Source organism: Burkholderia sp. F1 (assembly GCF_050813845.1).
Classification (GTDB): Bacteria; Pseudomonadota; Gammaproteobacteria; order Burkholderiales; family Burkholderiaceae; genus Burkholderia; species Burkholderia ubonensis.
The window spans coordinates 481,588-503,444 of record NZ_CP172421.1; the positions used below are offsets into that span (position 1 = coordinate 481,588).

General features: G+C 62.7%; 30 protein-coding genes. 26 read left to right on the forward strand and 4 right to left on the reverse strand.

Going from position 1 to position 21,857, the window contains the following annotated elements; genetic code table 11:
- The first annotated feature begins 436 nt into the window (after positions 1-436).
- The 3 genes from ACFIMZ_RS02370 (at position 437) to ACFIMZ_RS02380 (ending at position 1,959) form a co-directional block, all read left to right on the forward strand.
- Complete coding sequence (locus ACFIMZ_RS02370) at positions 437-988, forward strand: hypothetical protein (RefSeq protein ID WP_431821224.1); 552 nt, start codon at positions 437-439, stop codon at positions 986-988.
- A gap of 177 nt (positions 989-1,165) precedes the next feature.
- The gene (locus tag ACFIMZ_RS02375) at positions 1,166-1,426 is read left to right on the forward strand and encodes a hypothetical protein (protein ID WP_431821225.1); all 261 of its coding nucleotides are present in this window, start codon (positions 1,166-1,168) and stop codon (positions 1,424-1,426) included.
- Between the two features lie 329 nt (positions 1,427-1,755).
- Positions 1,756-1,959: a hypothetical protein gene (locus ACFIMZ_RS02380; RefSeq protein ID WP_431821226.1), complete on the forward strand. Its 204-nt coding sequence runs from the start codon at positions 1,756-1,758 to the stop codon at positions 1,957-1,959.
- Between the two features lie 102 nt (positions 1,960-2,061).
- Here ACFIMZ_RS02380 and ACFIMZ_RS02385 read toward each other — a convergent pair whose 3' ends face one another.
- Entirely contained in the window at positions 2,062-2,862 is an 801-nt protein-coding gene (locus tag ACFIMZ_RS02385) for a transporter substrate-binding domain-containing protein (RefSeq protein WP_431821227.1), read from the reverse strand.
- A gap of 1,466 nt (positions 2,863-4,328) precedes the next feature.
- Here ACFIMZ_RS02385 and ACFIMZ_RS02390 point away from each other — a divergent pair.
- The 18 genes from ACFIMZ_RS02390 to ACFIMZ_RS02475 all read left to right on the forward strand — a co-directional run bounded on the left by ACFIMZ_RS02390 (position 4,329) and on the right by ACFIMZ_RS02475 (position 14,678).
- Positions 4,329-4,715, forward strand: coding sequence for a hypothetical protein (locus ACFIMZ_RS02390; RefSeq protein ID WP_431821228.1), 387 nt, complete (start codon positions 4,329-4,331; stop codon positions 4,713-4,715).
- A 135-nt stretch (positions 4,716-4,850) separates the two neighbouring features.
- Positions 4,851-5,012, forward strand: coding sequence for a hypothetical protein (locus ACFIMZ_RS02395; protein WP_431821229.1), 162 nt, complete (start codon positions 4,851-4,853; stop codon positions 5,010-5,012).
- 203 nt (positions 5,013-5,215) lie between these two features.
- Positions 5,216-5,506: a hypothetical protein gene (locus ACFIMZ_RS02400; RefSeq protein ID WP_431821230.1), complete on the forward strand. Its 291-nt coding sequence runs from the start codon at positions 5,216-5,218 to the stop codon at positions 5,504-5,506.
- Between the two features lie 36 nt (positions 5,507-5,542).
- Positions 5,543-6,052, forward strand: a complete 510-nt coding sequence (locus ACFIMZ_RS02405) for a hypothetical protein (RefSeq protein WP_431821231.1) — start codon at positions 5,543-5,545, stop codon at positions 6,050-6,052.
- A 128-nt stretch (positions 6,053-6,180) separates the two neighbouring features.
- Positions 6,181-6,576 carry a hypothetical protein gene (locus tag ACFIMZ_RS02410; protein ID WP_431821232.1) on the forward strand — a complete coding sequence of 132 codons (396 nt, stop codon included), beginning with the start codon at positions 6,181-6,183 and terminating at the stop codon, positions 6,574-6,576.
- 269 nt (positions 6,577-6,845) lie between these two features.
- Positions 6,846-7,145, forward strand: coding sequence for a hypothetical protein (locus ACFIMZ_RS02415; protein ID WP_431821233.1), 300 nt, complete (start codon positions 6,846-6,848; stop codon positions 7,143-7,145).
- 98 nt (positions 7,146-7,243) lie between these two features.
- Complete coding sequence (locus ACFIMZ_RS02420; protein WP_431821234.1) at positions 7,244-7,825, forward strand: hypothetical protein; 582 nt, start codon at positions 7,244-7,246, stop codon at positions 7,823-7,825.
- Between the two features lie 118 nt (positions 7,826-7,943).
- Positions 7,944-8,171 carry a hypothetical protein gene (locus ACFIMZ_RS02425; protein WP_431821235.1) on the forward strand — a complete coding sequence of 76 codons (228 nt, stop codon included), beginning with the start codon at positions 7,944-7,946 and terminating at the stop codon, positions 8,169-8,171.
- Positions 8,172-8,321: 150 nt separating this feature from the next.
- The gene (locus ACFIMZ_RS02430; RefSeq protein ID WP_431821236.1) at positions 8,322-8,798 is read left to right on the forward strand and encodes a hypothetical protein; all 477 of its coding nucleotides are present in this window, start codon (positions 8,322-8,324) and stop codon (positions 8,796-8,798) included.
- Complete coding sequence (locus tag ACFIMZ_RS02435) at positions 8,795-9,007, forward strand: hypothetical protein (protein WP_431821237.1); 213 nt, start codon at positions 8,795-8,797, stop codon at positions 9,005-9,007. The genes ACFIMZ_RS02430 and ACFIMZ_RS02435 overlap by 4 nt, the downstream gene beginning before the upstream one ends.
- A 239-nt stretch (positions 9,008-9,246) precedes the next feature.
- Positions 9,247-11,076, forward strand: a complete 1,830-nt coding sequence (locus ACFIMZ_RS02440; protein ID WP_431821238.1) for a methyl-accepting chemotaxis protein — start codon at positions 9,247-9,249, stop codon at positions 11,074-11,076.
- A 260-nt stretch (positions 11,077-11,336) separates the two neighbouring features.
- Entirely contained in the window at positions 11,337-11,660 is a 324-nt protein-coding gene (locus ACFIMZ_RS02445) for a DUF7716 domain-containing protein (protein WP_060190150.1), read from the forward strand.
- Between the two features lie 48 nt (positions 11,661-11,708).
- A complete protein-coding gene (locus ACFIMZ_RS02450) occupies positions 11,709-12,299 on the forward strand; it encodes a hypothetical protein (protein WP_431821239.1) in 591 nt (196 codons plus the stop codon).
- Positions 12,300-12,328: 29 nt separating this feature from the next.
- Positions 12,329-12,472 (forward strand): hypothetical protein, encoded by a 144-nt coding sequence (locus ACFIMZ_RS02455; RefSeq protein ID WP_431821240.1) that lies wholly within the window; start codon positions 12,329-12,331, stop codon positions 12,470-12,472.
- A gap of 17 nt (positions 12,473-12,489) precedes the next feature.
- The gene (locus ACFIMZ_RS02460; RefSeq protein WP_431821241.1) at positions 12,490-12,963 is read left to right on the forward strand and encodes a DUF4265 domain-containing protein; all 474 of its coding nucleotides are present in this window, start codon (positions 12,490-12,492) and stop codon (positions 12,961-12,963) included.
- A gap of 42 nt (positions 12,964-13,005) precedes the next feature.
- Entirely contained in the window at positions 13,006-13,506 is a 501-nt protein-coding gene (locus ACFIMZ_RS02465) for an SMI1/KNR4 family protein (protein WP_431821242.1), read from the forward strand.
- Entirely contained in the window at positions 13,496-14,284 is a 789-nt protein-coding gene (locus ACFIMZ_RS02470) for a DUF7716 domain-containing protein (protein ID WP_431821243.1), read from the forward strand. Before ACFIMZ_RS02465 ends, ACFIMZ_RS02470 begins: the two co-directional genes overlap by 11 nt.
- 16 nt (positions 14,285-14,300) lie before the next feature.
- Positions 14,301-14,678, forward strand: a complete 378-nt coding sequence (locus ACFIMZ_RS02475) for a DUF2750 domain-containing protein (RefSeq protein WP_431821244.1) — start codon at positions 14,301-14,303, stop codon at positions 14,676-14,678.
- A gap of 82 nt (positions 14,679-14,760) precedes the next feature.
- Here the strand turns inward: ACFIMZ_RS02475 and ACFIMZ_RS02480 are convergent, their stop codons facing one another.
- The 3 genes from ACFIMZ_RS02480 to tssJ all read right to left on the reverse strand — a co-directional run bounded on the left by ACFIMZ_RS02480 (position 14,761) and on the right by tssJ (position 17,585).
- Positions 14,761-15,540: a DotU family type IV/VI secretion system protein gene (locus ACFIMZ_RS02480; protein WP_431821245.1), complete on the reverse strand. Its 780-nt coding sequence runs from the start codon at positions 15,538-15,540 to the stop codon at positions 14,761-14,763.
- Positions 15,537-16,883 carry a type VI secretion system baseplate subunit TssK gene (gene tssK / locus ACFIMZ_RS02485; protein WP_431821246.1) on the reverse strand — a complete coding sequence of 449 codons (1,347 nt, stop codon included), beginning with the start codon at positions 16,881-16,883 and terminating at the stop codon, positions 15,537-15,539. Before tssK ends, ACFIMZ_RS02480 begins: the two co-directional genes overlap by 4 nt.
- A gap of 102 nt (positions 16,884-16,985) precedes the next feature.
- The gene (gene tssJ / locus ACFIMZ_RS02490) at positions 16,986-17,585 is read right to left on the reverse strand and encodes a type VI secretion system lipoprotein TssJ (RefSeq protein WP_431822413.1); all 600 of its coding nucleotides are present in this window, start codon (positions 17,583-17,585) and stop codon (positions 16,986-16,988) included.
- Between the two features lie 387 nt (positions 17,586-17,972).
- Between tssJ and ACFIMZ_RS02495 the strand changes: the two genes are divergently transcribed.
- The 5 genes from ACFIMZ_RS02495 (at position 17,973) to tssE (ending at position 21,795) form a co-directional block, all read left to right on the forward strand.
- Entirely contained in the window at positions 17,973-18,611 is a 639-nt protein-coding gene (locus ACFIMZ_RS02495) for a tetratricopeptide repeat protein (RefSeq protein ID WP_084900208.1), read from the forward strand.
- A 43-nt stretch (positions 18,612-18,654) separates the two neighbouring features.
- Entirely contained in the window at positions 18,655-19,170 is a 516-nt protein-coding gene (gene tssB, locus ACFIMZ_RS02500) for a type VI secretion system contractile sheath small subunit (RefSeq protein WP_431821247.1), read from the forward strand.
- A 15-nt stretch (positions 19,171-19,185) separates the two neighbouring features.
- A complete protein-coding gene (gene tssC / locus ACFIMZ_RS02505) occupies positions 19,186-20,676 on the forward strand; it encodes a type VI secretion system contractile sheath large subunit (RefSeq protein WP_431821248.1) in 1,491 nt (496 codons plus the stop codon).
- A 68-nt stretch (positions 20,677-20,744) separates the two neighbouring features.
- Positions 20,745-21,248 (forward strand): Hcp family type VI secretion system effector, encoded by a 504-nt coding sequence (locus ACFIMZ_RS02510; RefSeq protein ID WP_010096526.1) that lies wholly within the window; start codon positions 20,745-20,747, stop codon positions 21,246-21,248.
- Between the two features lie 61 nt (positions 21,249-21,309).
- A complete protein-coding gene (tssE, locus tag ACFIMZ_RS02515; RefSeq protein ID WP_042582988.1) occupies positions 21,310-21,795 on the forward strand; it encodes a type VI secretion system baseplate subunit TssE in 486 nt (161 codons plus the stop codon).
- Positions 21,796-21,857 lie beyond the last annotated feature (62 nt).

Here is a 21,857-nt window from a genome sequence, read left to right on the forward strand (position 1 = left end):
GTGCCAGCGCTAATCCACACGACAAGTCACCGAGAGGATTCCATGCTGAAATGCAGGACCGTGCTTGCATCGCTCACTCTTGCCGTTATCCCGGCAGCGCGCGCCGGTGCGTTGCGTGACGCAGGTGCGGCCGTTGCTTCCGAATCGATAATTGAGTGATGTTCGTTAATTCGCTTCACTACGGTAATTGAAAGGGGGGGGCGAATAGCGAGTGCTGAAATATTGGTGTGGGGTGACGAAAATGCCTGGGTTATATCTTCAAATGGATTTATAAAAACTCGGGTCCGACTGGATTTCGATGAATGTCGCGAGTCGTCGCCGCAATATGATGCTGCATCCAGTATTTAAACTCGCGGTCGCATTCTTTGAGTGCAACAAAAGTGATAACTTGTCTGCGGTCGCTGTAATTTAAATTTTTTTGCCGAAAAGAAGAAAAATGCAGATCGTCAAGACGTGGTGCGCATCCGTGGCGCTTTCGATGGTCGTGGCGGGCAGCGCGTCCGTCTTCGCGCGGCCGGTGTCGGAGGACTGCCTGACGCAGACGGAAGTCAGGCAGCTCGACCGCGATTTCTGGGCGACATTCCCGTCGCCCGACGCGTTCGCGGCGTATTCGGCGCCCAAACTCACGTTCGGCACGAACATCGTGGAGCTGTCGGAGTCGCTCGCGCGTGCATCCGGCGGCCCGGCACGCGCGCGTGCCGTTGCGACATTCGTTGGCCGGCATCCGGACGTGTTCGGCGCGTTCAAGACCACGCATGACTCGGCATACCTGTATTACCCCGGCCGGGTTCGCCATCCGGATGCGGCGCGCACGTCGTCGACGCTTCCCGCGAATCAGTGCGTTTCCGAGTTCAATTTCGCGATGGATCCGGGCCGTGCTCAATGCGTAAGCGGTCAACGTATCCGAGCGTTCAGTCTGTCGTTCATCAAGGATCGCGGGCGTGTGATGCTGCGCAGCGGCGTGATCGGGCTGGATGCGTGCAGTTGAACGGCATGCCCCGTTCTTCCCGCCACAAAGGCGTATCCTGACACGGTGTCGTGCAACGGCGGCGGCGCATCGATTCCGGCCGCCGCCCTGGGCGCGGCCGGCCGTTCTCCCGCATCGCCCGCTTCCCCGGGCACCGATATCCGGCCGGCCGCGCACGTCTTTAATGGGGGCGTCATCATGTCAGTCACGCACCATTCAGCAGGCTCCACGGCCACGGCAAGCGAGATCCGCGCGATCGTCGGTCCGATGGAGGACGAAGTCATCGCGCAGATCCTCGACATCGGCCCGACCAGCACCGAAGTGCTGGATGCGTATACGTGGCTCCGGGCCGACGACCGTCAGGAAATCAAGCTCGAACGCGAATTGCACGGCAGGGCCGCACGCGTGCTCGCGATCCTCGAGCAGGAAGAATCCGACGGCGACGACCGAACGCGCTGAGCATCGAATCGCGCCGCACGACGCGCCGCGCATCGCGTGGAGCGCGCGCTTGCGCGCCCCTTTTTGGTGTCACGTACGCGTCACGATGACCCAATATGGTTTGACGTTCTCGCGACGGCGACCTCGCCGTCCCTGCAAACGCGTTGCCCCGGTCCAATGTGCCAGCCGGGAACGTTTCCAGGGGACGGAGCGCATTGCGCTGCGCGGTGGAGCCGCGACGGTTCCATGCACGCGCCGCCGGTGACGCCGCGCGCTTGCACCATTTCATTCCAGAAGATGATCGAAGGCGGTTCGCGCCGAACCGCCGGAGACACAGGGAGACAAGGACCATGCTGAGTCCGCATGAATTCTCGTTGCTGCTGCGCATTGCGCGTGCGCCGGACAGCGTCGATCTGGCCAATCCGGCCTTCACCGTGCTCGTCGAAAAGCGTCTGGTGGACGACACGCAGGTGCATGCGAATCCGGTCGCCGCGCGCCCTGCGCTGACGCCGGTCGGTCAGGCGTTGCTCGCCCGTTTCGACGAGGCCGCCTGAACCGGGAGCAGGGCCATCGACCGCCGGATCGATGCCTGCGCCGCGCGTGACGCCGACCGGGTGACCGGCCAGTCGACGTCACGCGCCGAACGATGTAATCGATTACTGCGCGACCGGCACGGTGACATCGCTGCCGAACCAGTGCATCGAGATCTTCTTCAGCGTCCCGTCCTGCTTCAGCGACGTCAGCGCATCGTTGATCGCCTTCTCGAACTTCGGATTGCCCTTGCGGAACGGGATCGCCATTTCCTGCTTGCCGCCGTTCAGCACCGCGCCCGGACGCAGCGGCAGGTTCGACGTCTTGATCATGTAAGGCAGCATCAGGCGGTCGTCGAGGGTCGCCTCGATCCGGCCGGCCGCGAGGTCGCGCAGCTTCTCCGGCGCGCCCGGATAGGTCTGCACCTCGATGCCGGGCACCGTCCGCGCCATCTGGTCATAGTTGGTGCCGAGCGTCACGCCGAGCTTCTTGCCCTTGAACTCCTCGAGCGACTTGAAGTCGCGCTTGTCGTCCTTGCGCTGGATCAGCTGTGCCGCGGAATACGTGTACGGCTGGCTGAAGTCGAGGACTTCCTTGCGCTGCGGCGTGATGGTGACCTGGTTGACGATCACGTCGAACTTGCCGGCCTGCAGGCCCGCGATGATGCCGCTCCACTCGGTCGGGATGAACTGCGTCTTCACGCCGAGCTTGGCCGCGACCGCCTTCGCGACGTCGACGTCGAATCCTTCGAGCTGCCCCGACGTGCCGCGCGAGTTGAACGGGGGGTACGTGCCTTCCAGGCCGATCCTGAGCACGCCGGCCTGCTTCACCGAATCGAGCAGGTCTTCCGCGTGGGCGGCAACGGCAGTGAAGCCCAGGGCCGACGCGAGCAGCAGGCTCGAGAGCAGGAACTTCGAAGGTTTCATGGCGGATCTCCAGAGTGGTGGTGTAAAAGCCCGGCAGCGACCGCCTGCCGACGACGGGCGCGACGCGCAATCGGGACGGCCGGCGCATCGTCCGGCGGCCGAAACACGGGGTAGCTAGACACTACTCGCAACCAGACGCAACCGGTAGCGGAATTGGCCCTGATTGCAACCGTCCGGGTGGTGGGCGGGTTCGGGTGACCGGCTCCGTTAAATCAGGCTATTTGTCTGATTTAACGTGCATTTTGTCGGTAGAATGCGCGCGAGCAGGAACTTGAAGATGCGCCATCCGGGGGCGCTTTAAAAGAAAAAGCCGAGGCCATAAGTAGCGCAAATGCGATGAATGCAGGCCGCCTGTACGGTACAGGTGCATTGAAAATGGCTGCTTCTGGTGGACTGGATAGTACTGGTTTGGGAGCGCCGGCAGGAGTCGGGGTTGGAGCATGGGCGCTCTGGAACTTTAAGAGTGCGGGCGCGGCGTGGCAGCGCGGACGACAGCAATGCCAAGAGGCGGGCAACGAATAATTTTCAGATGCGCGATGGAGGAATCTCTTGGGCGTTTTGCCATATGGAACGGAATTTGATGATGAGGGTGAGTCATCGCTCTTGGAGTTTGCAAAGAGGAAGGTAGAGGAGTTTAAAGAAAAGTCGCCTGGAATTCTAAGGAAAACTGGAACTCTTTAATTCTAATGGGCGCATTTTCAATTTTAAGTTTATGTGTCGCCATAGGCTTTTCCATAGCGTGGTCAGCGATCTTTCTGAGAAGAGTTTTGAGGCAGAAAAAGATCGCCTGGGGCGACGTCAAGGCGTGGATCAAGAACGTCGTCGATTCGCTTTTTGGGGTGGGATAGCGCGACAAGCATACGGAGGGGCTGCTGCGGACCATAGGCTAATACACATCTCGCCGCGCTCATCGGATACGGCGGTCCTGGTAATTTGCAGGAAATTCTGAGGCTTGCGATGGCCGGGCTGCATTAAACACCAAGGGCCGCTGTCGCGGCCCTTGGTGTTGGCAGGGGGGCGACAACCCTGGCATATGGTGATCGGCGGTCTCTGGAATCAAGCGCAACGTTTTGGCAATCCTGCGGCTGCCAGTTCCTTGGCCATGGCTTCTTCGGGCGTTTTCCAACCAGCGCTTGTGGCGGGGGCAGGTCAACTCGGGGGGGCTGAATATTTGTGCCTACAGGATCAATCCTATTGAATGGACCAATTCACTTGGGCTGGCTATGTGTAGTGCGATAATTATTCGCTTTGGGAAAAACGGTTATGGTGAGACGTTTTCAAGGGGGGTGTTCGATCTCTTGCGCGCAAGGCGTAAATCTAATATGTTATTTTCGCTTGATAATGGGCGGCTTGCGGCTGCGAAGATGATCGGGGTTGATGTAAGTAGTCGATGAGCGACTCCGGATAAAATTAAAAAGGGAGGCGGTCTTGAGAAGATTTTCTGCTGAGAGTGCGGGTAAGACGATATGTCCGAACTGGGTGTGGTGGCAATAAATACGCCTATTGGAATTGTGTGTTCCAGGACGGCTTTTTGGCTTGGCGGTTTTGTCTACAATGCTTCAGATAAAAGCCTGGAATTTTCTGCGCGATTCAGTAAGTCGATGCGGGCTGATGATGGGGGTGCCTACAAGAAAGATTTTCCGTTTTCGGTTGCTTTCAAAGGGGTTGGGCGCTTTGAGTGCATTGATTATGACTCGATGGAGCGTGAATTTGGGGGAATTTCCAAGAGTAATTTCGACCAATTAATTGGTGGTCGGGATGTTGGATCGAGAAATGTATATTTGTTATGGTTTTATGATGAGTGTTTTAGGGTTGAGGCTGATGGCTACTCGATGGCGGGGTTTGGTGAGTAGCGTGATTCGGGTGAATTGAGACTCTTGACTGGATCTTGTCAGCTGGCTCTAGCCGCATCGGGCGTCACGCTCTTTGATGACATCGACGAACATGGCCATTGCAGGCGCGCAGCATTTTCGGGGAAGGGCGACTGCTTGGTCGAGCTGACTGCTTACGGCGATTCGAGGGGCGATGTGGTTGTGTTTGCATCCGGCGTCAAAATTCGCGAGGACCACGATTTGCTGAAAGTGCTGCCGGACGAATTTGTCCAGTGGGGCGAGGCGTATGAAATCGTGTATCTCGGGGCGAGCGCGTAGCTTGGGGCGCAGGATCGGACTGGCAGAGCGCTCACGCATGACCTGCATCTTGCGAGAACGCGTTCGATCCGATATTGAAATGGCGACGAACATGTAATTGCTTAAGACGGGTTACATGAGGTAGAGCCGGGCGGCTGTCCTGTGACATTGCTAGCCAGTGCTGACAATGGCCACGGAACACGTATGCATCGAATGGAGCAGACATGATCGAGCTGAATATTGACCTTGGTAGGGTGAGGGCCAAATTGAGCGCGAAGAACGCAATTGGGGTGAATACCTGCTACGAAAAAGACAACGAATCCGCCACCCGCGGATATTTCCTTCGGCGGAGCGATAGCCGTTTCTCAGTCTGCTATGACGACTATCGGGTCAACTGCGAGGATGCGGTGGACCTGTACTTTTCGTATGTAAGAGCGAGTTTCTCGAACCTGTGTGATGCGGTTGCGTTTTCGCTGAATGGAGGGATGGTCTGTGCTGACGATCTGGTGCGATGACTTTAGCCGTCCCGGCCGCTGCAACGGGGGCATGCCATGAGATCCTGGCAGGAAATCCTGACCGCAGCCGATCCGCTTGTACGTTTCCTGCAGCAGGACGCATTTTACGGTGAGGCATATCGCGGCAACTCCATCGAAAACGAAGTCGTTCTGGACGTTGCGACTGCGCGTCGCTTCGCGACTGACGATTCGTTCGACGACTTCGATGAGTGGGAATCAGTGAGTGAGGGCGATAGCGTGTTTCCGGACTGTTTCGTCTGGAGCCGTCAGATCGAGCATCAACTATGGAGGAACGAATTCTGGGGCATCGAACGGAAGAACTTCAACGGTGCGGATTTCAAATGGCGGAACTCCGTGTCTTGCCCACTGGTGGAATTGATGATCAGGGACATTGGCATCCTCTTCCAGTGCTACGCCAACGAATATTTCCCGGCAGTTTGGGAAAAGATCCTCGGCGCGTATCTGGATGGCGGTTTTCCATGCGGCTGGAACGGCAGATATCCGGACGGCAAGCTGGTCGTCTTTTCAAATTTCCAGTCGGATTGAGTGCTGCCGTGATGCCTGTCAAAGCGAACTGCAATGGATGACTCAAGCGTGATCGATATCTTCGAGGAGGCGGCTGCCTTTGCCACCGGTGACCTCACGCCGAACAGCCGAAAGGAATGGGGGCGCGCTTGTGGACACTCTCCTGGCAGTACAAGGAAGGGGGACATCATTCGAATCGCGTTCCGGGCAATGCCGGCAGAAATCGTCTGCCGTCGGGGAACGTATGTGTGCAGATCCATGTGGAAGACGCATTGCCAGCCGAGGAGCGCGAGCAAATTGATCGCGCGTTTCGCGTGGCGTTGCCCGACGGCGTGGGCGCCGAGGCGGATCAAATCAGGTGTTTCTCTGTACCCGTCAGCATTGGCTTCGCCGCTATCGAAGAGTACTTCCGCGGGCTGTCGGCCTGCTTCGGCAAGGTCAGTTGGTACTACGGAAGTGCTTACGTCGACGACGGAATCACACCGCCAAACTGGTGGGGCTTTACCATGGCAGACATCCAATGCGCGGGCGGAGCCGGAAGATGATTTGTCCAAGATGCAGGCAGGATGAGATCGTCGAAGCAACGATCAAGGAGAAGAATCGTTCGATCTACGTCTGCCCCGAATGTGATGCGACCTGGTCGTCTGTCGAGCAGATTGGCATCGTCAACGCGTTGGACTACGGCACGTACATGATCGAAATGGGCTTGTCTCAACTATGGAGCGAACTCGAGGTCGTCCGGACTATTTGATCGCTGGGCGGTGCTTCGATCTCGGCGCGCAAGACGTGCCCTCATCCGATGCAGGTGAATAACATGAACGAGACCGACCTCAAGCTGATCGTCTTTTCGTCTTTCCTGGGGGCGATACGGAACGGCGTGCGCGCAATTGCATATGACCATTCCGGCTCGACGATATCGATCTACGGCTATCTGGACAGAACGCCAGACGACGAGGACTACGACGTGGTGAGCGTGGCGATTTCGGAAATCATGGCATCCTGCCCGTCGCTGACCCGACAGAAAATCGAACTGCTCGGAACGGATGCGCCGATCGGAAGATTGAATTCGTACAAGGGGTGGGTTTTCGTTCGGTACGAGGGCGACCATGAATGACTCGCGCTGCGAGCGATTCGACGAACCGGCATGCAAGGCGGCTCCCGGAGGAGGCGCGCGCGGGGTGGCAGGGCATCTGTGCGACTGTAGGAGCTGATGTGAAGGAACTCGTGATCGATGAGACGTCGCACGATGCGCTCGAGCCGAGAGTTGGCGGCGGCGCGTTGATTGGCGGCGTCGAAAGCTGGCCCATGTCGTCTTCGGGAGAAGCGCTTCACCTGATCGCGTCGTTGCCGGCCGCGTTCCTGGGTATCGCCGGATGCGGATACGAGTACGTGTCGGTGTTCTCGCTCTATTCGGCGAACGAGTATTTTCTGGACCGGGTGACGTACCACGGTGATTCCGACGAGATGGAGACCATCACAAGGGACCGGACGACGCGTGTGATCTTTCACGCGAGAGGGGCCGAGATGTTTGGCGCACGCATGATTCCGGCGCGAACATTGCGCGTGCGCGACGAAGTCGCCCATCCGTTCCACGGTAGCGGGATCGGCGGCCATCCGGGGCTGCTGCAAGATGAGGACCTGTCTCTCCCGCAGGATTTCGAATTTGCCCTCCAGTTGTACTCGGGCGACTTTCCTGACGGATGGACGGACATCTTCGGATTGAGCGACGCACTGGGTTACCTGTTCGTTGCAACGAAATCCGGCAAAGGTCTTTTCTTTGTACAGGTCACGTGATGTTCGCGGCGACGCGGGCAAGCATCGTTGCCGGTTTGCGCGCGCTAAAAGGTGGTGGCGCCGTCGAGAACCAGAGGTCGGCAATGTCGATGAACGAGCGAACGAGTCTCGCGTACGAATGGGGGCACGTTTTCTGGATCAGGTGAACGCGCGCGATTTCGGCATCGGGCGCGCGATCTGCGACGAGGTGATCGACGCGCTGTCCGGTCACGTCGACGAAATTCCCGCCTGGTCTTCGCCACCGGGCAGAGGCAATGTCGGTGGGGCCGACGCGCCGGGCTTCGACCTTTACGAAATGCACCAGGCGGGTGTCTGGGGCTGGAATGCCGGCTCTGGCATGGCGTGAAGCGCGCAAAGCCGATCCTGCATGCCGAATTCACCGACGACGCGAACGGGTTGGCGATGCATTTCAAGTACATCGAAAACCGGATTCCGGGCCGCATGCGGCAACGGGCCATCGGTCGCGTGTCACCGCGCGCCGTTCATGGAGCTACCGATGAAGATTCCCGCGAACGTTCACGCATACCTGTCGAAAGCGACCGGCGACGTACGGCGCGAAGACCGGCACGCCGCACGCGACGCACTCGATCGTCTGGGCATCGCACACGACACCGGCTTCGCGCAGTTCTACCTCACGTATCAAGGGCCGTTCGTTGGCCCGCGTCCCGTCGCGGAACTATTCGACCTGACCGACTATTCCGGCATTGCCGGCGCGCTCGACTACGTGCGGGACCGCTACGGGTTTCCGGTGCACGTGATTCCGCTGACCTCGGACGAAAGCGAGGGAATGTTTCTGTACGACACGCGAGACGGCGCAGTCTACGATTACGAATTGCACGACCACGCACGCTTCATCGCCGGCGAGACCGATGCGCGGTGGGCGACGTTCACGGCGTTCCTGGCGTGGTATTTCGACGAAACGACCGTGCGCGACGACGGTGACGGGCGCGGATGCCCGACGGGGATGAAATGACCGGGCAGCACATCGACCTTGAAAAAATATCCGGCAAACTGGGCGGGAAGCGCGGCGTCTGGGTCAATCAACGCTACGAGATTGGCGGCGAGCCTGCGACCAGGGAGTGTTTCATCAAGAAGGTCGATAACCAATTTTCGGAATTGAGCCGCGCGGTCGAGTTTGTCGTGCGTGAAGGGTTGGTCGGCGTCGACCATTTGGCGAGGTGAGCAGAGACGCCGTTCGGTACTGCCGTATCCGCGGCTGCCGGTCGGCGTGCGACGACCCACCGGAATGAGCGCGCGGCTCACGTTCGATCGAGATGACCCGGCAGCCCGCCGACGCGCCATGAATCTGGTCTGACCAGTCAGGCCTTCAGATCCCCCGACAGCGGTCGTTAAACATGACGTTGCCCGCCGGTTCGGCGACCCATTCCATATCAAGCGGCAAAGGGGAGATCGACGTCATCATGCTGTCATCGATTCGCACACGGATACTCGCGACTTGCGTCGCCATCGTGGTCACGGCGCTGGCCGCCACGGGCGGCCTTGTCTATTACGTCGTGAAGCATCACAACGACGAGGCAATCGACCAGAACCACAAGTCGATCCTGACCGGGCACGCGCTCGCGATCGACGAGTGGGTCGCGAGCCGGAGCCGGGAAACCCAGGCGCTGGCGGACACGATCGCGATCGGCGAGGGCGATCCGCTGCCGGCGCTGAAGCTGCTCGGCAAGTCGGGCGGCTTCGAGGTGCTGACGCTCGGCCTGCCGGACAAGACGGCTTTCTCGAACGTCCCGCTCGCGCCCGGCTATGACCCGACCGCGCGCCCCTGGTACAAGCAGGCGGTCGACGCCGGCCATCTGGTTGCGACGGCGCTTTACCGCGACGCCACGACCGGCAAGCCGGCCTTCGCCTTCGCGGTGCCCATCGTGCGCGACGGCGCCGTCAAGGGCGTCATGGCCGCAAGCTTGTTCATGCAGAGCGTGAGTGCCATCGTGACCGCCGTGCACCCGACGCCATCGAGCTTCGCGTTCCTGGTGGACAAGAGCGGCCGTGTGATCGCCGCGCCGAAAACCGATCTGATCATGAAGTCGGCGACCGAACTGTCGTCGGCGCTGGATTCCGGGCACCTCGAAGCGCTGAAGGCGGCGTCCGCGCCCGTGGCCGTGGACATCGACGGTGCGACCAAACTGCTGCGCGCCCAGCCGATCGCCGGCACCGACTGGTCCCTCGTGCTCGCGCTCGACAAATCGGACGTGACGACCGGCATGCGCGCCGTGGCGACGACGACGCTCGCCGCGATCGTGATCGTCGCCATCATCGCGGCGGCGCTCGTCGGCACGCTGACGAACGCGGCCTTCAAGCGCATCCTGCTGGTGCGCGACGCGCTCACCGACGTCGCCAGCGGCAGCGGCGACCTGACGAAACGCCTGCCCTCCGGCGGCGAAGACGAAGCCGCGCAGATCGCGCATGCATTCAACCTGTTCGCCGAAAAAATCAGCACGATCCTGCTGCAGATTCGCGAGTTCAGCGAATCGGTCAACGTGGCGAGCGCCGAGATCGCGCAAGGCAACCAGGATCTCTCGAGCCGTACCGAGCATGCCGCCTCGAGCCTTCAGGAGACGGCCGCCGCCCTCGAGGAAATCGCCGGCACGGCCCGCAACTCGGCCGATGCGGTGACCCAGGTGAGCCGGCTGGCGGAATCGGCGTCGGATGTCGCGGTGCGCGGCGGCGCGGTCGTCGGCGAGGTCGTCTCGACGATGCACGACATCACGCAAGCGTCGGCGGAGATCGCCAACATCATCGGCGTGATCGACGGCATTGCGTTCCAGACCAACATCCTCGCACTCAATGCGGCGGTCGAAGCCGCGCGCGCGAACGAGCACGGCCGAGGCTTCGCAGTCGTGGCGGGCGAGGTGCGCGCGCTCGCGCAGCGCAGCGCGCAAGCGGCCAAGGAGATCAAGCAACTGATCCACTCGTCGGTCGAGAAGATCGAGGGCGGCTCAGGCCTCGTGCAGACGGCCGGCGCGACGATGGACGAAATCGTCGAGGGTGTGCGCAACATCACGAGCGTGATTGCCGAAATCACGGTCGCGGCAACGGAGCAGAGCACGGGGCTCGCGCAGGTGAATCAGGCGGTTTCGCAGCTCGATAACGCGACGCAGCAGAACGCGGCGCTCGTCGAGCAGTCGGCCGCCGCCGCAACGCTCTTGCGCGAGCAGGCCGGCAAGCTCGCGGAGACGGTCGGCGAGTTCAAGCTGTCGGAAGGTCGCATGTCGACGCTGCAGACTGGGTGACGGTGCGTGACGTCGGGCGCCGCAAACTGCCGGATTCGATCGTCTTGCGCATTCACACCGCCCGTCGCCGCGGCTCGAGTGGATGCGCATCAGCCCGGCTGACCGGCGGCACGCTCCCGTGCGCCTGCACGTGAATGCGAAGCCGGCCGCGGATCATGCTCGACGCGGTCGATCGCCGCGTGCCGCGATTCGTTGGCATAATCACGGCCCGCCGCGACACTCCGCGGCCCGATCGATCCCTTCTTATTTCTGCGGCAACGATGCTTACCTCGACTTCACCGGCGACTGAGGTGTCGCTGAAACGTATCCTGGAACAGCCCGGCGACTTCTCCGGCTGGCTTTACCTCCCCCCGACGCCGTGGACGCTGGACACCGTCGGCGCGTTTGCGCCCGACACGACGGACCCGGACGAGGACACGGTGCCCGACATCGCGAAGCAACCGGGCTGGCGCATCACGCTCGACAGCGCGACGATCGAGAGCATCGTGATCAACGCGCACGAGCAGGTGGACGACCCAGGCATCCTGCAATTGTTCGATGCATTCGTGTACTACGTCGAGAACGATGCGTTCATTCTGCTTTGAGGCCGGCATCCTGACCGCGCATCCATGCCCTTCCGATACGGGAACACGATGCAGGATCAGGATCTGAACCGGACGGTCGGCGAGATTCGCCGCCTGCTCGGCGGCGCCGCCGCGGCCGCCTTGCCAGGCGTGACCGGTGCGACAGTCGCGTCGGCGCTTTGTGAGGGCGACGTCATCACCGGGTGGCTGGCCGCGCTCGGCGGTGCCGACCTCGTGATCCCGTGGTCCGCCGACGATCTCGTTCTGTACGGAAACGAAGCGAGCCTCGCGGCCGGGCAGGTCGGCTATCGCGTCGACGCAGCAGGCCGCCGTTTTGGCGGCTGGCAGGATGACTGGACCGTGCTCGGTCAGATCGGCAGCGATCCCGTCATCGGCGTGCGCGGCGATGACGGATGCAGGGTGCTTTTCGCGCGCCACGGCGCCGGCTCGTGGACGCCGGCGCAAGTGGCCGGATCGCCGGCGCAGTTCGCGACCGCGTTGCATATCTGGTGTGCGTTGCGAATCGGGCAATATGCGAACGACATCCTCGACGACACGTTCGCGATCCGGCCGGCGTTTCTTGCCGATCTTCGCGCGCGGATCGGCGAAGTGCTGCCGGACGCGGAAGCGGCGGTCTTCCTGGAGATGGTCGACGACTAGCGCCCGGGTTCCGAAACCAGCGGCGAACGATGAAACGCACCCCGATGGGCACCGACGAATACGAGCTGATTCACGTGTACGCCGGTCGCGGCGAACCGGGATCCGGCGAAGGCCGTCTCGGAGCGCAATCGGACCTTCTGCATGAACCGGAAGCCTCATGGACCAAACGTTGACCAAGATCGTCTTCGAGTTGAAGATCGACGCCGACGGCTATCCGCCTGTCGCATTCGAATCGATGTGGGGGATCGAAACGCATCGCGGTGCGCACGTGATCGATAACGTCCCGTACTACGTCTATGGCGTCAGCAAAGGGGATACGGTCGCGGCGCGCGTCGTCGACGGCGAGCATCGGGCGGTATCGGTCGTGGCGCGTGCCGGGCATTCGACGTTGCGGGTCTTCGCCGAGTCACCCGGCGAGCGCGCGGCGATCATCGCGGCGCTGGAGCGGATGGGCGCGCGGTGTGCAGTGACGCATCGCGTGTCGCTGTTTGCGGTCGATATCCCGCCGGATGCCGATTTCGCGACGATCGACGGCTTTCTGGCTGCGAGTTGCGATGGAGATCGGGTTGCGTACGAAGATGCCTGTCTGCAGCATGGCGGGCTCGACCGCGACCGGGTGAGCGAATGTGCGGCCCTTGCCACGATTCCGTTGCGGTTGAACTGACGCCGCGACGGCGTGGCAGGATGCCGGCGCAACCATGCGCCGATGAGGCGAGTTCCCGATGCGAATGATCAATTCGAGTCGGCATCGGGTTCATCTTCTGAACGGAGTGCGACAGTGAGGACACATGCAATCGGAACGTCGACGACTGCAATCGAGGCCGCCGAGGCGGAACTCGGGCGGTCGCTGCCGAAATCCTTCGTGGCGTGGCTGTTGCTGAACAACGGCAGATCGCCGGGCGCGCTGGTTGTGTTTCCGGTCTTCGATGCACGCAACCCGCGCAAGACGTGGGACTCGATCGTGCGGCACGTCAACGAAGACTGGCGGGCGTGGCGGGATGCGCTCGCCGACGTGCCGGTCGACTTGTCCGGCCTGTTGCCGTTTGCCGAGTTCGGAACCGGCGACTACTACTGCTTCGACTATCGGCGGCTTGGCGTGACGGGAGAGCCCGTCGTCGTCCGCTGGTCGCACGAGGCCGGCGAAACGGCTCATGTGGCCGAGGATTTCGCGGCCTTTCTCGCAATACGCGATCGGGTTGCCGGATAGCGGCTCGCGCGTTCCGCGTCGGGCAAGTTGCGTACGAACAGAAGAAGTGGCGAAGACATGTGGATCGAGCGATGACGCCAATGTGCGACGGAGAACCGGCTTGAATGCGAGGCAAATCTTTCGGAAAGCGCTGATGCTGCTCGATCGTGGCGCGGCTGAGCGCGGCGAGGGCGCGTTGCGCATGGCCGTCGATGCGGCGGAGCGTGAAGGTGACCGCGTGGCGCTCGTGCAGGCGCTGGTGTGTCTCGCCGATCTGCTGTGCGGCACGTCCCGCCGCGCGACGGCGCATCCGCTTCTCGAGCGCGCGCTCGACGCGGCAGGCGGCGACGATGGCGACGAGGCGCTCGCCTGCGAACGCGACCGCGCCGCACAACTGCTGGAACGCATGCCGTCTGTCGACTTCAAGAACAGAACCTGCACGATCGCCGATTTCATCGCGCTCGTGCGGGCCAAGGCGGATCGCGCCGAGGGCTACGACCCGACATGCCTGTACGACGTCTATGGCGAGGACACCGATGGCGACGACTTCCGCGGCGCCCAGACGATCTACATCGGCGACACGGTCCAGGTCGATGACGACGATCGCGAGATCTATCCGGAGCCGGTGATCGCGCTCGGCTACGTGTTCCTCTGTTCGGGCGAGCATTTTCAGGACGTCGTCGATCTCGCGTACAGGCAGAAGCCCGACGCGTCGATCGAGGACATCATAAGGTGTCTGAACCATTTCGGCCGCTACGACGATTTCCTCGATCTGGACGCCGGCCCGCCGCCGGAATGAGGAGGCGACGACGACCATGCATCGGTACAAGCTCGACAACGTGCTGAAGCTCGACGCGCCCGCGCGCTGCGACTACTTCGTGCGCAAGGTCGCGGATTTCGCAGTGGTATGGGGGCTGTTCGACGCAGGATGGGCGACGGCGCGGCAGGGCGGCGCGATCGTGATCCCGTTCTGGCCGGAAGCGGCGTTCGCTGCCGTGTGCGCGGAAGCGGCATGGTCGGGCTATCGGCCGAAGGCGGTGGCGCTGGCGGATTTCCTGTCGCGCTGGCTGCCGGGGATGGCGCGCGACGGCCGCCTCTGCGCGGTGTTTCCTGTCCCGGGGCAAGCCGGGCTGCCGATGCAGCCGCCGGACTTGCTGGAGCGGATCGCGCAGGAGGCGCGGCAATACGAATGAGCGGCGCACGGGCCGCGAGACGGCAGGCCCGGAACCGGCGGCGGAGCCGGCGCAACCCCGTCCGCGCCGCCCCTTGCGCCGCTTACGGCAGCGAAATCGTCAGATTCGCCGATTCCGGCCCGACCTTGATGACCTGCGAATACGGCGCAAGCGCCTGCAGCGTCTTGTCCTTCAGGTACGTGTTGAGCCCGAGATACGCGAGCAGCGCGACGAGCCCGAACACCGCGCCGATCGCCCACACCGGCACTTCGCGCTTCAGCCGGTGCGCGATCTGGTCCGGCAGCGTCCAGTGCGGCGCGAACGGCGCGCGCTTGCCCTTCATGTGCGCGATCTCGTCGCCGATGCGCGCGGTCAGGTACGCGAGCTTCTCCGGCCCTTCGAGCAGGTACTTGCCCTGGAATCCGAGCAGCAGGCACATGTGGAACACCTCGAGCGACTGCAGCCGCGCCGCGCCCTGCGCGCGGCAATCCTCGAGATGCTGGAAGAACTTCTCGCCCGCGAGCTGCTCGCCGAACAGCACGAGTTGCAGCGGCCGGCGCTCCCAGTCCGTGCGGATCTTGTACTGCGACGACAGCACCGTCTCGTCGACCGCCGCGCAGAACGCGAACTTCGCGCTGTACACGTCCTCGGCCGCGATGTTCAGCTTCTTCGCGCCGCGCTCGTAGTCGGCGAGGAATTCCTGGATGCGCGTGCTGAACTCGCTCGCGCTCTCCGGCTCGCGGCCGTTCTTGAGCAGGAACAGCATGTAGAAGCCGTCGTACAGCAGGTCGAGCAGCGAGCGCGCCTGGAACGCGGAATCGGTCGACGCCGGGGCGATGGGAGTCGGCGCGTTGTCGCCGAACAGGGAAGGCGCGTAGCTCATGATGTGACCGCGATCAGTTCGAACTTCAGGTCATTGATGCCAGTCGGCGCGTAGATCATCGCGGACTGGGCCTGTAGCATGCGCTCGTACAGCGGGCTGCGGGAGTCGAGCACGAAGTAGCATGCGCCCGGGCGGACCGGAATCGCGGGCGGCACCTGCGGCGTGTACGCGAGGCGCACGCCGGGCATCGCCGACAGCACGAGCTTGTCGACGTCGTCGGGCGCGCCGACCTTGAAGCGGGCCGGCACCGCGTCGACGAGCTCGACGCTCGGCAGGTCCGCGGACACCGCGAGGTAGAACGCGGTCTTCTCGTCGATCTTGCCGGAATCGAGCCGGCCGAGATGGAACGACGGGCGCACCTCGTCGAGCGTGATCGCGAAGTAGCGCGTCGAGATCACGGTGTCGAGCAGCTCGCGCAGGATCAGGTCGAGACGCGCGAAGCCCGGGCCCGGATCGTCGTGGCGGTACGGGGGCAGGTCGGCGAGCGTGTAGCCCTTCGAGAACGTCATCAGCTGGCCCGCGAGGCGCAGCAGTTCCTGGAACAGCCGCTCCGGATGCAGCGCGGCATGCTGGTGCAGGTGCGCGAGCGTCGCGAACGCGGCGTTCGCGGTGTGCAGCAGCCAGAACGACGCGATGTCGCCCGAGCGGAATTCGATGATGTTCTTCGACGGCTCGCGGTGAAAGCCGTACAGCGCGTTTACCTTCGCCTGCAGCGCGTCGATCAGCTGGCGCAGCCGCTGGTGCAGGATCGGCGACGCCTCGATCGCGAGGCACGGCGGCACGAAGCTGTCGTCGATCTCGAAGCCGGACGTCGCGGTGCGGCGCACGCGCACGAGCGGCACCGACAGCAGCTGGTCGCGCGGCTCGCTGTGCGCGATCAGCTTGACCTGCGTCTTCAGGAACGTGACGTCGGCCTCGGCCGCGTCGGTGAAGTTGTCGGCGACGCTCGTCTGTTCGCTGACGAAGCGCGTCGTGAAGCCGGTCGCCGGATCGTCGTTGTAGTTCGCGCCGTTCTCGCGCAGCGGGTGCAGCGCGAGGTAGAACACGAACTCGTTGATGCCCTCCGGCAGCGTGTCGAGCGCGACCGGCGGCGGCAGGTCGTCCGCCTGCGGCGCCGCGTACAGCACGCCGTCCGGGAACACGAGCGACAGCTCGGCCAGGCGCAGCACGTTGCTGCCGAGCGCGTCGCGGTCGAAGCGCACCGTGCGCACGCCCCAGTTGTACGGCTGGATCGCCTGGATGGACTCGAACAGGCGCGCCTCATGGTACGCATCCTGTCGCTGGAAGTGTTGAGGCCGGAGGAACAGCCCCTCTCCCCATAGCACCTTGGCCGAATAACTCATGTCAAACCCGGTTAATGTCGTGATGCGAAGTAATCGATTTGGTCGCGCCCGAATTAAATCGCCAATTGTTAAGTCTTGTTAATTGACATTCATGTGTCGTGCTTAACCGCAGCTGACCGACGAAAGCAAATTGAGCGGCTGCGAAGGCGCCCCTTGTTGCGGTGCGATGACGGTGCCGCCGGTGACGGTCATCGCGCAATTATGCAGGCCGACGATTATGCCGGATTTCTCCGACTTCGCCGGATCGAATGTCAATTTCCAGCGCTGCAGCGCAGGGTCGCGGAACAGCGCGACGATGCCGAACGCCTGCGCTTCGCGCGACACCTTTTCGGTCGCCGTATAGCGCTGGCCCGGAATCAGCGTGATTTCGCGCACGTTCAGCAGGTCGGCGCCCAATGCGGCCTTTTCCTTGTTCGGATCGGTAAAAATGTCGAACGGCGCCTGCTGGAACGAGGTCGGGTCCTTGAGCGCATAGAGGCGCACGACGAGCGCGAGCGGCTTGTTGTCGTTCGCGGCGTTCAGGTTCGGGGCCGCGGCGAGCGTGATGCCGACGTTGCGCGGCGGCTTCTGCGAATCGGGCAGGTCGGGCTTGCCGACGCCGGCGGCCTGCATCACGGCGCTCGCGGCCGAGCCGATGAGCGGGGCGGCCGCGCATCCGGCCAGAAGTGCGCAGGCGGCCAGCGGCAGCGCGTAGCGAATCATGAGCGATTTCATCGTTGTTTCCGGCTTGCCGCCTTTTACTCCCTGTCAAAACTACCAGCTATTGCCGCATCCGTCGGAATGGCGGAATTTCATCGTTCAGCTATTAAGCAACGCGCGTGTCCGTCGCGGCAGTTGATCGGCAAATTTTTCCGCATGCCGGATCGCGTGTCGCGAAATGAGTAAAACTTGCGCGGCCGATCCGGGCAAGCACTTTCCACACTGACGCGCGGCGTCATTCGAGGTGGTGCGCGCGGTATTAAAAGGAGTTACTCTGCACGCGGCGATTGAATTATGAAAAATTGATCGGTACTATACCCGCGCGCTTCTCGCAAAGCAAAAGAACCAGATTCTCAACGATTTAAAACTCACGCGCCGGTGGATATAACGATGAAAGACCGTCTCTTCGCAAAACTTTCTGGGGTCGTGGTGGCTTGCGGCGTGATCGCCGGCTGTGCAAGCACGCCCACGCCGCCGAGCGCCGAGGTGTTCAACAAGTCGCTGGCCGACGCGGACGCCGTTGCGAAGGCGGGTGACCAGGACCGCGCGCTGGGCCTGTACCAGGCGCTGGCGAAGGCGGACCCGACGCGCGAGGAGCCGTGGTCGCGCATCGCGCAGATCCAGTTCGCGCAGAACCATTACGGCCAGGCGATCGTCGCCGCGCAGGAAGCGCTGGAGCGCGACAAGACCGACCGCCAGGCGAAGAGCGTGCTGGCCGTCGCCGGCCTGCGGATCGCGACGCAATCGCTCGGCGAGCTGCGTCAGGATTCGTCGCTCGCGGGCGACGCGAAGTCGGACGCGCAGCAACTCGCGAAGCAACTGCGCGACACGCTCGGCGAATCCTCGCTGTTCCCGCCGGAGCAGCGCACCGGGAAGGTGCGGCAGACGCGCCGCACGGTTCACCGGGCGAAGGGAGCGGCCGCGCCGGCCGCCGAAGCCGCGGCGCCGACCGCGCCGGCCGCCAACGCGGCAGCACCCGCCACCGCGCCGCAGAAGGGCGGGGCGGATCCGTTCAGCGCGCTGCGCTGATATCGGCACGACAACACAATCAATCTGAACCTGGGAGCCGTCGATGGCCAAGAACGAGAGCATTCAGAAGCGCCTGCAGAAAATACGGCCGCCGCGCGTCCAGCTGACCTACGAGGTCGAGAAGGGCGACGCGATCGAGGTGAAGGAACTGCCGTTCGTCGTCGGGGTGGTCGGCGATCTGGCGGGCCAGTCGGAAATCGAGCAGCCGAAGCTGCGCGACCGCAAGTTCGTCAATATCGATCGCGACAACTTCGACGACGTGATGAAGGCGATCGAGCCGCGCGCCGTGTTCCAGGTGGAAAACCGCCTGAGCGAAGGCGGCGGCAAGTTCGGGGTGGACCTGAAGTTCCGCTCGATGTCGGATTTCAGTCCCGATGACGTGGTCCAGCAGGTCGAGCCGCTGCGCCGCCTGCTCGAGGCGCGCTCGAAGCTCGCCGACCTGCGCAACAAGCTCGCCGGCAACGACAAGCTCGAGGACCTGCTTTCCGAAGTGCTGCAGAACACGCAGCAGCTGCAGGAGCTCGCGAAGGGCACGGGCGGCGACAAAGACGGCGAATGACGACGGGGTGTTGAGATGAACCAGCAAACGGCTGCGGCCCAGACGAGCGGCGCGGAATACGCCGCCGGGACTTCGCTGCTCGACGAGATCGTCGAGAAGAGCAAGGTCGCGAAATCCGATTCCGAGCACGCGCGCGCGAAGGACCTGATCGGCGAACTCGTGCACCAGGTGCTCGACGGCACGGTGATCGTGTCGGACAACCTGTCGGCGACGATCGACGCGCGCGTCGCGGAGCTCGACAGCCTGATCTCCGCGCAGCTTTCGGCCGTGATGCACGCGCCGGAATTCCAGCGCCTCGAAGGCACGTGGCGCGGCCTCGAGTACCTGGTCAAGGAAAGCAACACGGGCCAGACGATCAAGATCAAGGCGCTGCACGCGCCGAAGCGCGAGCTCGTGCGCGACTTCAAGAGCGCGAGCGAGTTCGACCAGAGCGCGCTGTTCAAGAAGGTCTACGAAGAGGAGTTCGGCACGTTCGGCGGCTCGCCGTTCGGCACGCTGATCGGCGACTACGAGATTTCCCGCCAGCCGGAAGACATGTACTTCATCGAGCAGATGTCGCACGTCGCGGCGGCCGCGCACGCGCCGTTCATCGCGTCGGCGTCGCCGGAGCTGCTCGGCCTCGAAACGTTCTCCGACCTCGGCAAGCCGCGCGATCTCGGCAAGGTGTTCGACACGGTCGAATACACGAAGTGGAAGTCGTTCCGCGATTCCGAGGATTCGCGCTACGTCGGCCTGACGCTGCCGCGCTTCCTCGGCCGCCTGCCGTTCAATCCGAAGGACGGCCAGATCGCCGAAAGCTTCAACTTCGTCGAGGACGTCGACGGCACCGACCACGACAAGTACCTGTGGTGCAATGCGGCATGGGCATTCGCCGCGCGCCTGACGGCTGCGTTCGACGACTTCGGCTGGTGCGCGGCGATCCGCGGCGTCGAAGGCGGCGGCCTCGTCCAGGACCTGCCGACCCACACGTTCAAGACCGACGACGGCGAGGTCGCGCTGAAGTGCCCGACCGAGATCGCGATCACCGACCGCCGCGAGAAGGAGCTGAGCGACCTCGGCTTCATTCCGCTCGTCCATTGCAAGAATTCCGACTACGCCGCGTTCTTCGCCGCGCAATCGGTGCAGAAACCCAAGAAATACAGCACCGACAGCGCCAACGCGAACGCCGTCCTGTCCGCCCAGCTTCAATACATCTTCTCGGTATCGCGCGTCGCGCACTACCTGAAGGCGATGATGCGGGACAAGATCGGCAGCTTCGCATCGGCGCAGAACGTCGAGACGTTCCTCAACCGGTGGATTTCGCAATACGTCCTGCTCGACGACAACGCGACGCAGGAACAGAAGGCGCAATTCCCGCTGCGCGAGGCATCCGTACAAGTGTCAGAGATTCCGGGCAAGCCGGGCTCGTATCGTTCGGTCGCGTTCCTGCGCCCGCACTTCCAGCTCGACGAACTCTCGATTTCTCTGCGGCTTGTCGCTGATCTGCCCAAACCGGCAAATTCATAAGCGAAGAATCGCCCGGGCGGGCCGCCTGGGTAGGACGTTAAAACCACCTCTTTGGGGAGTCGAAGGCCATGTTAGACATGTATCTGAAGTTCGGTAATCCGGCCATCAAGGGCGAGTCTGCGGACAAAGACCACGATGCCTGGATTGAACTGAAATCCTGGGACCATTCCATCATCCAGCCGCGCTCGGCGACTGCGTCGACGGCCGGCGGCCATACGTCGGAGCGTTGCGAGCACGGCGACATGGTGTTCACGAAGGAGATCGACTCGTCGAGCCCGCTGCTGTACCAGCACGCGTCGGGCGGCACGACGTTCGATGAAGTCACGATCGACTTCATGCGTTCGGATGGCGAAGGCCAGCGCGTCAAGTACCTCGAGGTCAAGCTGAAGTACGTGATCATCTCGAGCGTCACGCCGAGCGTGCAGAAGGAAGGCCTGCCGCACGAGACCTTCTCGCTGAAGTACGCTGCCGTGCAGTGGAAGCAGACGCAGCAGAAGATCGGCGGCAACCAGGGCGGCAACACGCAGGGCGCCTGGAGCCTGACGAAGAACGACAAGACCTACGCGGTCTAAGGTCGGTTGCGGCAACGGGGCGTCGCGTCCCGTTGCCGTTTTCGCGTCGCGTCCCGGCCTAATGAAACGATTCGAACCGAGCTTTCTCGACAAGCTGTTCGACGATGAACCGCACTTGCCGGCTTCCGCGGCGATGCGGCAATTGTCGCTGGAAGAGCTGAAGAACACGGTCGCCCGCGATGTCGAGGCGATCCTCAATACCCGTATCGCGCACACCGATCACGAGCTGGCGACGCTGCCGGAATGCCAGAAGTCGGTGCTGACCTACGGGCTGAACGATTTCGCGGGCCTGAGCCTCGCGAGCCACTACGACCGCACCTACATCTGCAAGTCGATCCAGCAGGCGATCGCGCGCCATGAGCCGCGCCTGCAGCAGGTGCAGGTGACGTTCGAGCTCAACGAGCAGTCGACCAACGCGCTCTATTTCGCGATCCAGGCGCTGCTCGTCGTGCATCCGGCCGAGGAGCCGGTCAATTTCGACGCGATGCTGCAGCCGTCGACGCTGCAGTATTCGGTCACGCGCGCGCGCGCCGCGAAAGCGCAGTAACTTACGCCGCCGCGCGGGCCGGACCGTCCGGCGCGGCAGGCAATGAAAGAGGTTCGGGGTCG

Coding starts and splice junctions, on each gene's coding strand:
- tssJ (WP_431822413.1), bottom strand. CDS start 17,585: ATGATTCGCTACGCGCTGCCGCTGGCCGCCTGCGCACTTCTGGCCGGA.
- ACFIMZ_RS02400 (WP_431821230.1), top strand. CDS start 5,216: ATGATCGAGCTGAATATTGACCTTGGTAGGGTGAGGGCCAAATTGAGC.
- ACFIMZ_RS02480 (WP_431821245.1), bottom strand. CDS start 15,540: ATGAGCTACGCGCCTTCCCTGTTCGGCGACAACGCGCCGACTCCCATC.
- ACFIMZ_RS02380 (WP_431821226.1), top strand. CDS start 1,756: ATGCTGAGTCCGCATGAATTCTCGTTGCTGCTGCGCATTGCGCGTGCG.
- ACFIMZ_RS02465 (WP_431821242.1), top strand. CDS start 13,006: ATGAGGCGAGTTCCCGATGCGAATGATCAATTCGAGTCGGCATCGGGT.
- ACFIMZ_RS02510 (WP_010096526.1), top strand. CDS start 20,745: ATGTTAGACATGTATCTGAAGTTCGGTAATCCGGCCATCAAGGGCGAG.
- ACFIMZ_RS02455 (WP_431821240.1), top strand. CDS start 12,329: ATGAAACGCACCCCGATGGGCACCGACGAATACGAGCTGATTCACGTG.
- ACFIMZ_RS02430 (WP_431821236.1), top strand. CDS start 8,322: ATGAAGATTCCCGCGAACGTTCACGCATACCTGTCGAAAGCGACCGGC.
- ACFIMZ_RS02440 (WP_431821238.1), top strand. CDS start 9,247: ATGCTGTCATCGATTCGCACACGGATACTCGCGACTTGCGTCGCCATC.
- ACFIMZ_RS02445 (WP_060190150.1), top strand. CDS start 11,337: ATGCTTACCTCGACTTCACCGGCGACTGAGGTGTCGCTGAAACGTATC.
- ACFIMZ_RS02495 (WP_084900208.1), top strand. CDS start 17,973: ATGAAAGACCGTCTCTTCGCAAAACTTTCTGGGGTCGTGGTGGCTTGC.
- ACFIMZ_RS02375 (WP_431821225.1), top strand. CDS start 1,166: ATGTCAGTCACGCACCATTCAGCAGGCTCCACGGCCACGGCAAGCGAG.
- ACFIMZ_RS02435 (WP_431821237.1), top strand. CDS start 8,795: ATGACCGGGCAGCACATCGACCTTGAAAAAATATCCGGCAAACTGGGC.
- ACFIMZ_RS02370 (WP_431821224.1), top strand. CDS start 437: ATGCAGATCGTCAAGACGTGGTGCGCATCCGTGGCGCTTTCGATGGTC.
- ACFIMZ_RS02425 (WP_431821235.1), top strand. CDS start 7,944: ATGGGGGCACGTTTTCTGGATCAGGTGAACGCGCGCGATTTCGGCATC.
- ACFIMZ_RS02475 (WP_431821244.1), top strand. CDS start 14,301: ATGCATCGGTACAAGCTCGACAACGTGCTGAAGCTCGACGCGCCCGCG.
- tssC (WP_431821248.1), top strand. CDS start 19,186: ATGAACCAGCAAACGGCTGCGGCCCAGACGAGCGGCGCGGAATACGCC.
- ACFIMZ_RS02450 (WP_431821239.1), top strand. CDS start 11,709: ATGCAGGATCAGGATCTGAACCGGACGGTCGGCGAGATTCGCCGCCTG.
- tssK (WP_431821246.1), bottom strand. CDS start 16,883: ATGAGTTATTCGGCCAAGGTGCTATGGGGAGAGGGGCTGTTCCTCCGG.
- ACFIMZ_RS02405 (WP_431821231.1), top strand. CDS start 5,543: ATGAGATCCTGGCAGGAAATCCTGACCGCAGCCGATCCGCTTGTACGT.
- ACFIMZ_RS02415 (WP_431821233.1), top strand. CDS start 6,846: ATGAACGAGACCGACCTCAAGCTGATCGTCTTTTCGTCTTTCCTGGGG.
- ACFIMZ_RS02390 (WP_431821228.1), top strand. CDS start 4,329: ATGTCCGAACTGGGTGTGGTGGCAATAAATACGCCTATTGGAATTGTG.
- ACFIMZ_RS02385 (WP_431821227.1), bottom strand. CDS start 2,862: ATGAAACCTTCGAAGTTCCTGCTCTCGAGCCTGCTGCTCGCGTCGGCC.
- tssE (WP_042582988.1), top strand. CDS start 21,310: ATGAAACGATTCGAACCGAGCTTTCTCGACAAGCTGTTCGACGATGAA.
- tssB (WP_431821247.1), top strand. CDS start 18,655: ATGGCCAAGAACGAGAGCATTCAGAAGCGCCTGCAGAAAATACGGCCG.